The sequence below is a fragment of the Aquiflexum lacus genome, assembly GCF_015476655.1.
Taxonomy (GTDB): Bacteria; Bacteroidota; Bacteroidia; order Cytophagales; family Cyclobacteriaceae; genus Aquiflexum; species Aquiflexum lacus.
On the sequence record NZ_JABFHF010000002.1, the window covers coordinates 60,268 to 74,469 of the forward strand.

Below are 14,202 nucleotides of genomic sequence, written 5' to 3' on the forward strand. Positions count from 1 at the left end.
AAGCTTAGCGCATTGTTTCAAAGCTTCTCGAGAGTTCTTAAACTGATATTAATCAATAATTTAACGAAATATTGAATCATTCTTTGAATAAAGCATTTTTAAGTTTTAATTGCATTATAATTATCATCCCAAATAATTCCTTTGCTCTTAAAATAGATAACGAAAACGTTAATCTCCCATTGTTATCTTTTTATTTTAAGCGATTGGCAATTAAAATACTTAATAGTTTAGAGTTGATCTGGAACTTGGTATGAAGACCAAAATATTTTTGTGTTTTTTATTTTTATTGGTGTCACTCTTTTTTGATTCAAAAGAGCTTGCCGCCCAATGTACTTCCTGTACCGTAATTATTGATGGCAATGCTGCTCCTGATGGAGTAATCAGTAATGGCAGCATTGTATGCATTACTGGAAACAGAACTTCTCAAGTACTTTTTAACAACAGTAGCAACATTAGAATCTGTATTGGCAATGGAGCTTCTTGGAATGGATCCTTCAGCCAATTATCCAGTTTAAGCAGTTTAGATAATTTCGGTGAGATACAGATCAACAATGATTTTAATGGAAACTGGACCATCAACAATTACAGGTTGATGACTTTTTCCGGTAATATCAATTCCAATAAGTCCATCTATAATTACGGAGAAATGATCATCCCGGGAGGTTTGAATGTCAGCAGTAATGCTACATTCTTTAGTAATGGAATTCTATCGATTGGAGGAGCTGTTAATTTCAACAGCAACTCCAATGTTTCATTGGAAGGAAATACAGCTATCGGAGGCTCAGTTAACATTAATTCGAATGTATCAGTCAATTTCTCTGGTAACCTTTCTATAGGAGGTGCTCTTCAACTCAATAGTAATAGTGGGATTTACAATTTAAACTCCAACAGGTGTAATAGTATTTCGGTAGCCGGGGCATTCAACAATAATGGGATAATCAGCGGAAATAATCTGAATAGCTCCGGATCTCCATTGCGCCTTAATAAAGCACCCTCTGGAAATGTATTGTCTGGTGGAGCTGCAGTAGGTAATTGTCCTTTTCAGGAATGTTTGCAAACTGAAATCATAGAGACCCCTTCTGGTTACGATGCAGTTTATATCTATAGGTGTTCAGATACTTTCACGATGCCCTCTATTGGGCTTGCCGAAGAAATTGTAGATGTCATGGTGGCAGTCGTAGCTGGAGGGGGTGGGGCCGGTCGCGGAGAAGCAGCAGGAGGCGGGGGCGCAGGAGCCATTTCAAATAGGGACGGACTGCCTTTAATCGTGGGAGCCTCTTATCCCGTTGCCGTTGGAAGTGGTGGAACAGGATCAAATTCGCTAAATCAAAGAGGTGCGAACGGGACCCTATCCTCCTTTTTAGGTATAAATTCTTTTGGCGGTGGTGGGGGCGGTTCTTCATCAGCTGCTGCGAGAAATGGCTCAGCAGGAGGTTCAGGAGGAGGTGCAGCTGCAAATAACAATCCTGGAAATGGTCAGGGAACAAGAGGAGGAAACTCTGGAAATCAGACAAATTCAGGTGGTAATGGCAGAAGAGGAGGCAATGGCAACCAACTTAATGGCGGCGGCGGTGGGGGTGCAGGTGGTCCCGGGTCAAATGGAGCAAATAACAATCCGGGTAATGGTGGGAATGGTGTGGGTTTGAATATTCTGTTGAATATTCCCAATGTCCAAAATAGCTTTGCCGGTGGAGGAGGATCCACAGGAAGGAACCCTGCTCAAATTTATGGTGCTGGTACAGGAGGTTCTTTTTCTGGGATTTCATTGGGAGGAGATGGTGATGGCTCTGTGGGAGTAGGGATAGGTGGAAGCGGCAGAGCAAATACAGGTTCTGGAGGAGGAGCCGGAAGGAATAATGGTGGAGCAGGTTCTGCCGGTATGGTTATTATCCGGATTTCTTACCGGATTTTACCGGTTGAATACCTTTATTTTGATGCTTTTTTTAAAAGGGAGACCAAATCGGTTGACTTAAAGTGGTCAACTGCCAAAGAGCTGGGTAATTCCCATTTTGAAATTCAAAGATCGCTACAAAATATAAATAATTGGGAAGTGATAGGAAATGAACCTGGATTGGGCTGGTCGGATAATCCTGTTGCATATGTGTTTAGTGATGATAACTTACCACTGATAGGTAATTTTGCTTATTATCGAATCAGGCAGTTTGATGTCAATGGTAACGCTAGTTTGTCAAAAACAATATCTGTTCGCCTACCATCCCTAAATCAAGTGAACGGTGTTTGGCGAGCTTTCCCGAATCCCAATAGCGGTGAAAGGTTTAGCTTGGAATTGATCAATGAAAAAGAATACAATGGGGAGGATTTAACGGTAAAACTTATTTCGCCTACAATGGTAAATAGAGTAATTAAAGGTAAGAATCTCCGTGAGATTTCGGGATTAATCTTGGAAGAGTTTCAAAATGTTTCAAGAGGGATTTATCTCCTCGAGATTACTTGGGGTCAGAAGGCAGAATATTTGAAAATTATGAAACAATGATTCTTTCAAAATTTTTTGTGGTTTAGGAATACCATTTGGTAATTTTTGATTTTATACTTTATGGTTCAGATTTTTTAGTGTGAATCAAAAAAGATAGACGAATAAATGCATTTTAATGGCACAAATAATCTTTTTATATTTTCTTAAAAATGTTTTTGCTATATTAATAGCCATATAATCCCCTAGTGATTTCGACAGTTGACATTGACTAAAGCCTATTAAACCCCTCTTATTTCTTAAACAAATATTTGTATACCAAGAAATTAAGGAATCCTGGATGAATAATAAAATTACGCTTACCCAATTTATACTCCTATTTGCTGTTTTTTTTGGTAGCAATCTAAGTGCATTTGGACAATGCAATAGTCCTGTTGTTTTCAATAGTCCTGGGGAAAACACTTTTTTTGTTCCTGCCGGTGTCAATTCCTTGATTGTTGAAGTTTGGGGTGCAGGTGGAGGTGGTGGCGGGAGAACAGAAAACGGTACCGGCGGCGGTGGCGGAGGTGGAGGCTATTCAAGAAGCGAAATCATAGTTATTTCAGGTTCAGTTTATACCGTTTGGGTTGGTGCCGGTGGTCTTTCTAGTATCAATGGTGAAGATTCATGGGTTGCGCCTACAGATGATATAACCAATAGAATAGTTTTGGCCAAAGGCGGTGAAACTCCGGGGATCAATACTCCTGCCGGAGGACTTGGAGGATCATCTGCAAATGGTATTGGAACTTTTAGGTTCAGTGGTGGGAATGGAGCTACTGCAGCTGCCAATGCTGGAGGAGGTGGTGGTTCATCAGCAGGTATTGGAATAGATGGGAATCCTGCGACGGACCGAGAAGGTGCCAACGCCCCGAGAGGAGGAGGCCCCGGAGGGGATGGCGCAAATGGTAATAATCGACCTGGAAATTCACCTTTTGAAGGACCGGGAGGTGGCGGGGGCGGTGCAAGAGGCGCCAACCAAAACGGTGGGGATGGAAGCGATGGAAGGGTCAGTATTTCCTATACTTGTCAGTTTTTTGTTGGAGGAATCCTATTGGATGATGGTGCAGTTACAGGGACCACAATCATAGAGTTTTCTTCTCCGGGTTTGAATTCTTGGACTGCTCCAAAAGGGCTTACTGAGTTTGACTTGTTTGTAGTTGGAGGCGGCGGCGGCGGCGGTTTTGGAAATGCAGCAGGAGGTGGAGGTGCAGGGGGTGTGTCTCTGGCTAGTTTCAGTAATATTAACGGAGGACAGGGATTTGTCGTGGATACTGATTTTGAAATGAACGTCGGAGGAGGAGGAGGGGGTGCTGGGAACCAAAACGTTAAAGGCACCAATGGTACGCCATCTATTTTTGGATTTGGTACAGATTATGAGACCATTGCCGGGGCTGGCGGTGGTGGAGGTTCTAATTCAAGTGTTGACGGACGAAATGGGTTTATGGTTAATTCTTCCGGAGGAGGAGCAAGTGGTTTAAATATATCCGGTCTTGGAAATGCATTAGGGAATAATGGTAGTCCTGGTTTGAATGAATTCACTGGAGGCGGGGGCGGAGGAGCAGGAAGTACAGGTACACCAGGAATATTAACTCCTGGGCCAGGTTCAAATATTACTGCAACAGGCGGAAACGGTGGTGAGGGATTTCCTTCGAATTTTAGAGGAAATTTGGTCATTTATGCTGCTGGAGGGGGCGGATCCACTGATGCAGGTTCTAATCCATCAAGAAATAATCCCGGTTTGGGGGGAAGTGGTATAGGTGGAAATGCAAATAGAAACGGGATAGGTGGTGCAGGACGTTCACAGGGTTCTGGAGGTGGTGCGGGAAGCGGTGGTGGAGGTTCAGGAATTTCAGGAGTGGTCATTATCCGATACCCCAACTTCAGAATTTTACCGGTTGAATATCTTTACTTTGATGCTAATTTTAAAAGGGAAGATAAATTGGTTGAACTTCAATGGGCCACTGCCAAAGAATGGGAAAACTCTCATTTTGAAATCCAAAGGTCTTTGCAAGGCATCAAAAATTGGGAATTGATCGGGAATGAACCGGGGTCAGCTTGGTCTGATGATCCGGTGGAATATCTGTACAATGACAACAACCTGCCATTGATAGGTGGTATGGCCTATTATAGACTCAAGCAGGTTGATTTCAATGGGAATTCCAATTTTTCAAAAACAGTTTCTGTCCGTCTACCAACTTTAAATCAAGTAAAAGGTGTTTGGCGGGCTTTTCCAAATCCTAACGCAGGAGAAATATTCAACTTGGAATTGATAGATGACAGGGAATATCAGGGAGAAGATCTGAGGGTAAGACTTATTACACCTTATGCAGTCAATAAGGTGATTAATAGTAATAATCTCCGTCAGATTTCGGGATTGATATTGGAAGAACTGCAAAGGGCTTCTAAAGGGATTTTTCTTCTAGAGATTTCATGGGGACAGAAAGTTGAGTTTATTAAGATAATGAAGCAGTGAGCAGTCTCAGTTGGCAGCCACACATTTAAGGTTTCAGGGATCGTAGTTGCAAGTCCTAAACATTTTTTTAAAATATTCAGAAAAGGTAATGACGTTAGGCAGCCGTCATCCCGAGTGGAGAAAATTGGCATTTACTGAATGGAAAATGACATAAATCGGGCTGCAGACCTCTCTCCACGATAGCTATCGGGATTCGGGACAGGCTTTTCTATGTCATGACGGCTGATCCGATTTTTTAGATATAAAAATCCTTTTTGATTTTATTTTTCGATTGTATTTAGATTCTTTTGAAGATAAGGGATAGTTACTGCTGAATTTTTAAACGATTAATTGTTAAAGAATTATAAATCAATGAATTAACCGTAAAATTTTATAGTGGTAAATCTAAATCTATCTGGATTTACGGATATTTTTTAATAGTTTAAATATTTTATAAATCATTAAAAAAGCATTTCATATATAAAAAAATGCAAAAATATTGATTATTTATTTGTTTATTAAATACAAATAAGTACATTTGAAACACAAAATAGACTCTACAAAAATCAATCACCCCATGAGATTTTTAAAAACAGTACTTTTCGCCCTATTTCTTTTGCTTGGCTACAATAGCAATGCGCAAGTGACATACACTACAAGTGGAACTTGTTCTCCTACAATGACCAATTATCTGACAACGGCTTCTTGCTGGGTGCGTACCGGAAGTTGTTCTCCAAATCCTCCAGCAACTCCACCTTCCAACGGTTCATCAGGTTGTCCGGTAACAATTGTTATCAACCATGAGGTTAACCTTGCGAGTTTGACTGTTGGTTCATTTACTACGGTCAGGGTAAATTCAGGTGGTAAATTAAATATCTCTGGAAACCTTACAAAGACAGTAGATACCGAAGGAAGTATTTTTGTAAATGGTGGAGAGATTGCAGTTAGTGGGAACTTAATTTTACCAAGTGGCAAAAATACTGCAAACACAAAACTTAATATTGATATTAGAAATGGAGGAAGTTTTAATATTACTGGTGGACTATTGGACATTGAAAATAATGCACAGTTAGTCATTGATGGTGATGGAGATGCTACTAGTATTTTAAGCGTGAAGTCATTTAATTTTGGTCAGAGATCCAAGGTTGATATTTTGGTAGGTGGGGGATTGTTTGTCGAAGGTGATGTGGATTACAGAGGAAATAATTCGGAAATTAATGTCACTGGTTTTTTTAGAACAGGTGGAAGTGTGATTATTACAGGGGGGTCTGGTAATCAATTGAATGCTTATGGGAATGCTCAGATTATGATTGAGAAAAATCTTGATGTTAGAGGTACCAGTGACATTACTTTTGGAGGAACAAGTGAAACAGATATTGGTGGCGATATAATTACTGTAGGTAGTGCAAAAGTAATTGCAACCGAACAGGCTCAAGTTTTTGTTTGCGGAACATTTCCTGTTCCATGTAATGATAATAATTGTAACACACAGGAAATTATTCAGGGAACTTTTGCAGCATCCTGTAGAATAATGCCTGTAGAATATGTTTATACCAAAGCACAGTTTAATGCCAATATCAGATCAAATTCTATTTTTTGGGCAACCGGTAAGGAGGTTGAAAACAGTCATTTCGAAATTGAAAGATCAATTGGTAATATTACTGATTTCAGAGTAGTTGCAACTGTTGATGGAATGGGATGGTCAGACAACGTGACCGAATACAGTTTTGAAGATTTGAGCCTTCCTTTGAATGAGATTGTTGTTTATTATAGAATCAATCAGTTTGATTTTGATGGAAAAGTTACAGTTGGGAAAGTGATGTCTGTACGTCTTACTTCAAGCAATCAGAATATGGTCAATGTGTGGAAAGTATATCCCAATCCATTGGTTGGAGGTGAGCGATTAAACATCAAGCTTACAGATTTTAAGGCCTATACCGGTGAAACCATTACAGTGAAAATTCTTTCTTCAACATCAGCAGCTTTCCAAGTACAGGCAAGGTCTGAATCTGAACTGAATGAAGTGTTAAGCGTATTAGTAGCAAGGGTACCGAGAGGAGTTTTGATGATCGAAATACAGTGGGGTCAGCAGGTGGAGCACTTTAAATTGTTGAAGAAGTAAAAATTTTTTTAGAATGAAATCCAACCAGGAATAGTTTTTAAAAAACCTGTTTTATTCAATATAGAACAGGTTTTTTTTCTATTTTTGGATTAAACAAAGAGCAGATATAAAAAAAATTGTTTAGTTATTAGGAACACGAAAAGCAAATATGTATATTTGAAATTCAGTTTTCTTTGCTCAAAAACGAGAATAAATGAACAATTTTTATAAAATATTATTTTTATATCTAATCCTCTCGGGAGTTTCTTTCTATGGGTATGGGCAGACATATACATACAATCCAAGTAAAGCAGGCTGTAATGGAACATGGGGTAATGGAAATTGTTGGGATATAACGACATTAAATGACCCAAGTGGTTGTACAGCAAATGCTAGTCTTTTTCCTCCGGCAATACCTGCCGGGTGTAAGGTTAATGTGGTTATTAACGATGACCTAACTATTACTGGAGATCTAACTTTTGATGGAACTTACAATAGCATTTCAGTAGGCAATGGAGCGAAATTCAATATTACTGGAAATGTAACTATTGGAGAAGCGAGACAAGTAGAATTTAATGTAGTTGGAAATAGTGAGTTTAATATCCTGGGCGAATTGATTATTTCCTTAGGTTCCAATAATCCAAGTACAATTTTAGATATAACAGGCGATGATACTGCCAATATTTTAGTTGGCTCAATTGACCTGAAAGGTAGATCTATAATTAACATACTAGATGGAGGTAGGTTAATAAGTTCTGGGACGACTAGGTATAATGGTAATAGCTCTCAAATTAATGTTTCTGGATTTTTCAGAACTTTCCAACTTGAAATAATGGGGGGGAGTCAACATCAATTAAATACCTTTGGAGATGCAAAAGTGATTATTGATAATGATTTAGAATTATTTGGTAATTCTCAGATTGTTTTTGGAGGGAATAGTGAAATAGACATTGGAGGAAATATCAATGCAGGTGGGGCTGCTAGAGTAACTGCAACAGGATCTGCTAAGGTTTATTATTGTGGTGTTATTAGTAATGAAATTGAACTTGAAGCTGGCAAATTTTTTGATAGCTGTCGGATTCTACCAGTTGAGCTTCTTTATTTCAATTCTAATTTTTCACCTCAAAATGGTGCTACAATAATAAATTGGTCTACAGCCAAAGAATGGGAGAACAGCCATTTCGAAATTGAAAGGTCTGAAATGAATATAAAAAAATTCAAAAAGATTGGACAAGTGAAGGGGATTGGTTGGACTGAGACAATATCTTCCTATTCTTATGAAGATAAAAATTTACCGATTTCGGGAGGCATAGTTTACTATAGGTTAAAACAAGTAGATTTCAATGGAAATTTTGAATATTCAAGTGTAGTTTCTGTAAATCTTCCAATGTTACAAGTAACCAATGGCATTTGGAGAGCTTATCCAAACCCAACAGAGAATGGTCAATTGAGGGTAAGTTTATTGGATAGGGATGGATACAACGAGGAAAGCTTGACTTTTAGACTGATACACCCCACTTCAGTTACTGAATCCATGTCTGTTTCAAATGAGGATGAAATGAACGAAATCCTTGCTACTTGGGTGGCTAAAATTCCAAGAGGATTGTTTGTTGTAGAAATCCGGTGGGGGCAGAAAGTGGAGCATATCAAGGTTTTAAAAAAATAATTTATTTTAAGTAGTAGGATTTTTTGAATTCCAAAAATGGATTTCATACCCTAGATTTTGTTTTGTAAACTAACCATTTGGTTATTTTGTTATTCTTTTTTTATTTCATTTTTCTGATAAGGCTTTTTAACTCTTATTATTATGAATGTCACCTAACTTAATTTCTTTGAAATGCGTAAAATCACCCTTACTTTATTTATTACAGCTACGATTCTGGCATGTGTGCCTGATGATAAAAACCCGATTTCGGATCCTACAGTTGAAATCAACACAGATATTGAAACACTGAATACCAGGGTTTCATTGGAAGGTACAGGGGTAGTGGAAATATTCGGATCGGAAATGTTAAATGGAAGAATCTCGGAAGAAGATATTCCTGCCGGAAAAGTACCGCTCATGATGGTATCCCAAGTCGATCCACCTAATCTGTCAGGCAAGGAATTGACTGCTACTCATGTGGATATTTCGGGCAATTATGCCTATGTCAGTTACAATACAGTCGGACCGGTTTTCTTGGGAGCAATTGAAATATTTGATATTACCGATCCCCTACATCCAAAAATCACGAGCCAGGCAATTTTCAAAAATGGTGATATTAATTCACTGAGCTATAAAAATGGCGTATTGTATGCTGCAGCTGCTTTTGATATCGATCAGGAACCCAATATCAGTACCGCTGCACAACTCGTGGTTGTCAATGTCAGCAATGGTAAATTCGTTTCAAATTTTTCAAAATTTGATATAGAAGGATTTGCTGCAGTGGATGTATGTACTACGTCAGAAGATATTGCAGTGGCTAGTGGAAGCAATGGACTGGTAGGTCTGTTCAGCAGTAAAGGTGAAATGCACAATAAATTTCCTTTGACTGATCTTAGGGCGGTCAAATATGGCAATGATGTACTGGCAGTACTAAGTGGAAAGGAAGGAATTAAATTATTAAATCCGTCTAATTTAGAAACTATTAAGTCAATTCGGACTGAAAATGATATTGCAGAATCAAAAAGGACTTTGGATATGGCCCCAGGCTTGTTATTTGCTTCTGAAGGACAGAGAGGCGTAGGTGTATATTCCACTGCAACAGGTTTTTTTTTACAACGTCTTTCCATTCCTGTCAAGCCTGAAGAGGTAGAAGATGGCGATGTGGTGACTAACGCCGTGTCTTTTGATGACGGCAAAGTTTTTATGGCAAATGGCGGGGCAGGGATTTCTGTTTCCCAATTAGTTGAAAATGATATGTTGGAAAATATCGGGGTATTGGGAATCTATGGTTCTACTAACTTTGTGAAAGCGAAAAAAGGATATGTTTTTGTAGCTTCTGGTCGAAAGGGGCTCCAAATTCTTAATTTGACACAAAAAGAAGAACTGCCGTTAAGTAGCGAAATCAGCTGTACGGGATTTGGATCTTATGAAGGTAAATCCAATCTAAATGTCAATTCGAATCAAACTGAAGGATATACAGGTGCTGTTTCTCTTAAGAATGTCAATATTGGAGGTTCACTGACTTTCTGTGGCTCTATGGCTATAGAAAATAGTCTAAACTTAAATAGTGGGGGAGTATTTATGATGAATGGATCCTTGGTTTTTGGGCAATACAACAAAAACCGGTCGCTTTCCATTAACAGCAATGCGGTTTTGAAAGTATATGGGGATTTGGTTATTTATGGGGATTTGAACCTCAACTCAGGTGCTACTTTGGAATTTGTTGGAGAAGGCAATAAGGTTTCGATTTTTGGCAAAGTAAATAAAAATCAAAACGTAACCATTAAAGGTGAATTCATTGATACGGAAGGGAAATTGAAATAAAAAACAATCGTTAAACAAACCCTCCGAAATTTAAGTTTAGGAGGGTTTTGTTTTTATCTCTTTTCCTCATACCAGGTCTTATGGACTATTTTCCACTGACCATCCATTTTGATCAAAGTCAGGTAATCAAAATAATATATGCCCGGCCAAAAGAGTTCGGTCTTAGCCAAAGCTGTATAGCCTTTAATTTCAATATCCAGTAATCGGTTATCAAATTTATCGGGATCTCTTTTGTCACCATTTGCCGTTCCTGAAGCCCATTCTTCGTATGGCGTTACGGTAAAATTCTCCCCCCGATATCCGATCAATCTGGCTGAGGGATCAAAAGCTGTATCAAGTTTCGTTCGATCCCTTTCCATCATGCCATCAAAATAAAGTTGTATGGTATGTGTGATGGCCGATTTTTCCTCATTGACTGACTGGGCAAAAACTGTCCCGCAACAGGAAAGAAAAAGAATGATGAGGGATAGATTTTTCATCGATGGGGCATATTAATCTTTGGTTTAAATAAAATCAAAACCCAAATAAGGGACCAATACATTGGGCATCTTGATGCCATTCTCAGTTTGGTTGTTTTCCAGAATGGAAGCTACGATTCTTGGCAATGCCAAGGCACTGCCATTGAGGGTATGGGCCAATTGCGTTTTCTTATCCTCTCCTCTAAAACGCAGTTTCAACCTATTGGCCTGATAGGTCTCAAAATTGGATACTGAACTGACTTCAAGCCATCTTTCCTGCGCAGCGGAGTAGACTTCCATGTCATAAGTCAATGCTGAGGTGAATCCCATATCTCCACCGCAAAGCCTCAAGACACGGTAAGGGAGTTCTAATTTTTGCAGCAGGTTTTGAACATATTTGCTCATATCCTCCAATGCAGTGTAAGATTGGTCAGGATGTGAAATATGTACGATTTCTACCTTGTCAAACTGATGTAACCTGTTCAGCCCTCTGACATGCGCGCCCCAACTTCCCGCTTCCCTTCTAAAGCATGGGGTGTATCCGACATTTTTGATGGGGAGATCCTGTTCCTCTAAAATCACATCCCTATACATATTGGTAATGGGAACTTCCGCTGTTGGGATTAGAAAAAGCTTGTCGACTGTTGCTTCATACATTTGACCCTCTTTGTCAGGTAGTTGCCCGGTACCATAGCCGGAATCTTCGTTGACCAAAATCGGCGGTTGAACTTCGATATAACCGGCTTTCAATGCCTCATCCAAAAAGAAATTGATCAAAGCCCTTTGAAGTCTTGCACCTTTGCCCTTGTACACGGGAAATCCTGCCCCTGCTATTTTGACACCTAGATCAAAGTCGATGATGTCATGTTTTTTGATCAATTCCCAATGGGGTAATTTGTTTTCGGGAAGTACAGGGATTTTGCCATGTTCCAAAACGATCTCATTGTCTTCAGCAGATTTTCCTTTTGGGACAGAAACATGGGGGACATTGGGAATGGTAAACAAGAGTTGTTTCAATTCCTCTTCAAAATTGGAATAGGTAGTCTCTAAGGTTTTGATCTGTTCCTTGATTTCAGAGGTCTTTGATTTGATTTTTTCAGCCTCCTCTTTTTTACCTTCCTTCATCAAGGCTCCAATCTGTCTGGAAATCGTGTTGGAATCTGCTTGAAGATTGTCTCTTTGGACTTGGGTTTCTTTCCTGTTTTTATCGATTTCCAAAACCTGGAGTAGGACAGTCTCCGCATTTGCAAAATTGCGTTTCTGCAATCCATGCAATACAGCTTCAAAGTTGTCCCTGATGGTATTTACAAGTAACATAATGTGTGTTGTATAGTCTAATTGAAAGGTGCAAAGATAAGGATGTTCACCAATTGAGGAGGCGCTTATTTCAATAATATCAAAGGCTAAAAATATTATTTGACCTTAATTATTTCACGATAATGGCCTTTTGTACACTGGAAAAAGGGCCATCCAACTCGGTCCCGTCTTTATTCAGCAGTTTGAGCTGTAGGTTATATTCACCTTTAGGTAAGTCTGAGATTCGGATAGGATACACCTCATTGATTTCATAGGAATATTCACCAACCCTGACCTGCACTTTAAGATTGTCCAAAAGCATATCACCTCCAATGACCAAAAAATCTATGGTAATTTCCTCATTTTCAAAGTAAGTCTGTCCATTGATGGGAAGATTCATTGCCAGGTAAGGTTCTGCAGAATATGGAAACGGCCTAGAATCCCCTACCAAAAAATCCCGGATAACATAGTTTCCAAATTCCTTGAGTGCCAATCCTTCATTATCTAAAAGATACGCTACTATCCTGTAAGTGCCTTCATTTAGTTCTCTTTGAAAAATGGGCGAATTATATCCAATAGGGTCACTCGAGTTAAGTATGATATTCAGTTGGAATCCGCTCAATCCTTCTCCAAATGGATAGTTTTTGATATTGAATTCAAAAGGCACTTTACCAGGTTTGAAACTCTCCATATTCAGAGGGGAATACATTTCAATGATGGCGTCAGGAAAATCCTTTTGTTCATCAAAATAGTAAAAACTGATTTCTTTGCTTGCATTGGCCAAAGAGTCAATGATATCACTTTCGAATTTCAATTCATCTTTTTTTTCCCTTGATCCCGAACAGGCGTGAAGTAAGATCAATACCAAAAGACAAAAATACTGCGTGGTTTTTTTCATAGTGAAGGAGGTACAAAGGCTAATTTATTTAATTTTGGCTTAACTTGGCTTATAATTAAAACAAATTTACAGATATGAGTGAGATACTATATGATGAGATCCCTTCTTTGGACTTGGCTGACTTTACTTCAGGTAATCCTGAAAGGAAGCAGGCTTTTGTGGAGAAACTTGGTCAGGCATACAATAACATAGGTTTTGTGGCGATCAAAAGCCACGGATTGAGTAAAGATCTTCAGGATAATTTATATTCCAGTATTAAAAAATTTTTCAGCTTGCCTGATGAAATCAAGTCCAAGTACGAAAAACCTGAAATCGGATACCAAAGGGGCTATACCGGCAAAGGCAAGGAGCATGCAAAAGGCAGGAATACAGGTGATCTCAAGGAGTTTTACCATGTAGGTCAGGATCTTTCCTCCATTCCCGATAAAGATCCCATCAAAGCTGAATATCCTGATAATATTTGGCCTTCAGAACTCCCTGAATTTGAAGCCATTGCACTGGAAACCTATAAGACCTTGGAGCAGGCCGGTAAAAACATGCTCAAAGCAATAGCCATTTACCTTGGTTTGGAGGAAACTTATTTTGAGGACAAAGTAGCACATGGCAATTCCATCCTCCGACAGATTCACTATTTTCCGATAGAAAACCCTGATGAGGTACCTGCTGATGCAGTTCGTGCCGCAGAACATGGGGATATCAATCTCATCACTCTCTTGATGGGAGCAAGTGCCGATGGTCTTCAGGTGTTGAGAAAAGATGGCAAATGGATCCCTATCACCGCTTTGCCGGATCAATTGGTAGTGAATGTTGGGGATATGTTGGAAAGATTGACCAACAAAAAATTGAAATCGACGATCCACCGGGTAGTCAATCCTCCCAAAGAAATGATGCATACCAGTAGGTATTCCATACCTTTTTTCATGCATCCCCGATCTGATATGGATTTGACCTGCTTGGAAAGTTGTGTTGACGAACAGCATCCCAAGCAATTTGAGGATGCCACAGCAGGAGAGTTTTTGGATGAGCGTCTGAGGGAATTGGGCTTAAAAAAATAAGCC

Annotated in this window: 9 protein-coding genes; 6 read left to right on the forward strand and 3 right to left on the reverse strand. The window is 39.2% G+C overall.

Annotated features, from left to right (window positions below; translation table 11 throughout):
• The first annotated feature begins 250 nt into the window (after window positions 1-250).
• From HMJ38_RS02290 to HMJ38_RS02310, 5 genes are all read left to right on the forward strand, one after another.
• Window positions 251-2,494 carry a glycine-rich domain-containing protein gene (locus HMJ38_RS02290; RefSeq protein WP_194972765.1) on the forward strand — a complete coding sequence of 748 codons (2,244 nt, stop codon included), beginning with the start codon at window positions 251-253 and terminating at the stop codon, window positions 2,492-2,494.
• Window positions 2,495-2,771: 277 nt separating this feature from the next.
• Entirely contained in the window at window positions 2,772-4,943 is a 2,172-nt protein-coding gene (locus tag HMJ38_RS02295; RefSeq protein WP_194972766.1) for a glycine-rich domain-containing protein, read from the forward strand.
• A 556-nt stretch (window positions 4,944-5,499) separates the two neighbouring features.
• On the forward strand, window positions 5,500-7,044 hold the full coding sequence (locus tag HMJ38_RS02300) for a hypothetical protein (protein WP_194972767.1): 1,545 nt from the start codon (window positions 5,500-5,502) through the stop codon (window positions 7,042-7,044).
• Window positions 7,045-7,237: 193 nt separating this feature from the next.
• On the forward strand, window positions 7,238-8,689 hold the full coding sequence (locus HMJ38_RS02305) for a hypothetical protein (RefSeq protein ID WP_194972768.1): 1,452 nt from the start codon (window positions 7,238-7,240) through the stop codon (window positions 8,687-8,689).
• A gap of 171 nt (window positions 8,690-8,860) precedes the next feature.
• On the forward strand, window positions 8,861-10,492 hold the full coding sequence (locus HMJ38_RS02310) for an LVIVD repeat-containing protein (protein ID WP_194972769.1): 1,632 nt from the start codon (window positions 8,861-8,863) through the stop codon (window positions 10,490-10,492).
• A 53-nt stretch (window positions 10,493-10,545) separates the two neighbouring features.
• Here HMJ38_RS02310 and HMJ38_RS02315 read toward each other — a convergent pair whose 3' ends face one another.
• The 3 genes from HMJ38_RS02315 to HMJ38_RS02325 form a co-directional block, all read right to left on the reverse strand.
• Window positions 10,546-10,971 carry a nuclear transport factor 2 family protein gene (locus tag HMJ38_RS02315; protein ID WP_194972770.1) on the reverse strand — a complete coding sequence of 142 codons (426 nt, stop codon included), beginning with the start codon at window positions 10,969-10,971 and terminating at the stop codon, window positions 10,546-10,548.
• Between the two features lie 24 nt (window positions 10,972-10,995).
• Window positions 10,996-12,267, reverse strand: a complete 1,272-nt coding sequence (gene serS, locus HMJ38_RS02320; RefSeq protein WP_194972771.1) for a serine--tRNA ligase — start codon at window positions 12,265-12,267, stop codon at window positions 10,996-10,998.
• Between the two features lie 109 nt (window positions 12,268-12,376).
• The gene (locus tag HMJ38_RS02325; protein ID WP_194972772.1) at window positions 12,377-13,144 is read right to left on the reverse strand and encodes a hypothetical protein; all 768 of its coding nucleotides are present in this window, start codon (window positions 13,142-13,144) and stop codon (window positions 12,377-12,379) included.
• 74 nt (window positions 13,145-13,218) lie between these two features.
• Here HMJ38_RS02325 and HMJ38_RS02330 point away from each other — a divergent pair, with 74 nt between their 5' ends.
• Window positions 13,219-14,199 carry an isopenicillin N synthase family dioxygenase gene (locus HMJ38_RS02330; RefSeq protein ID WP_194972773.1) on the forward strand — a complete coding sequence of 327 codons (981 nt, stop codon included), beginning with the start codon at window positions 13,219-13,221 and terminating at the stop codon, window positions 14,197-14,199.
• Window positions 14,200-14,202 lie beyond the last annotated feature (3 nt).

What these genes read in the sequence shown, in the direction of transcription:
- HMJ38_RS02295 (WP_194972766.1), top strand. Translation starts at nt 2,772, where the DNA reads ATGAATAATAAAATTACGCTTACCCAATTTATACTCCTATTTGCTGTT.
- HMJ38_RS02290 (WP_194972765.1), top strand. Translation starts at nt 251, where the DNA reads ATGAAGACCAAAATATTTTTGTGTTTTTTATTTTTATTGGTGTCACTC.
- HMJ38_RS02330 (WP_194972773.1), top strand. Translation starts at nt 13,219, where the DNA reads ATGAGTGAGATACTATATGATGAGATCCCTTCTTTGGACTTGGCTGAC.
- HMJ38_RS02325 (WP_194972772.1), bottom strand. Translation starts at nt 13,144, where the DNA reads ATGAAAAAAACCACGCAGTATTTTTGTCTTTTGGTATTGATCTTACTT.
- HMJ38_RS02305 (WP_194972768.1), top strand. Translation starts at nt 7,238, where the DNA reads ATGAACAATTTTTATAAAATATTATTTTTATATCTAATCCTCTCGGGA.
- HMJ38_RS02300 (WP_194972767.1), top strand. Translation starts at nt 5,500, where the DNA reads ATGAGATTTTTAAAAACAGTACTTTTCGCCCTATTTCTTTTGCTTGGC.
- HMJ38_RS02315 (WP_194972770.1), bottom strand. Translation starts at nt 10,971, where the DNA reads ATGAAAAATCTATCCCTCATCATTCTTTTTCTTTCCTGTTGCGGGACA.
- serS (WP_194972771.1), bottom strand. Translation starts at nt 12,267, where the DNA reads ATGTTACTTGTAAATACCATCAGGGACAACTTTGAAGCTGTATTGCAT.
- HMJ38_RS02310 (WP_194972769.1), top strand. Translation starts at nt 8,861, where the DNA reads ATGCGTAAAATCACCCTTACTTTATTTATTACAGCTACGATTCTGGCA.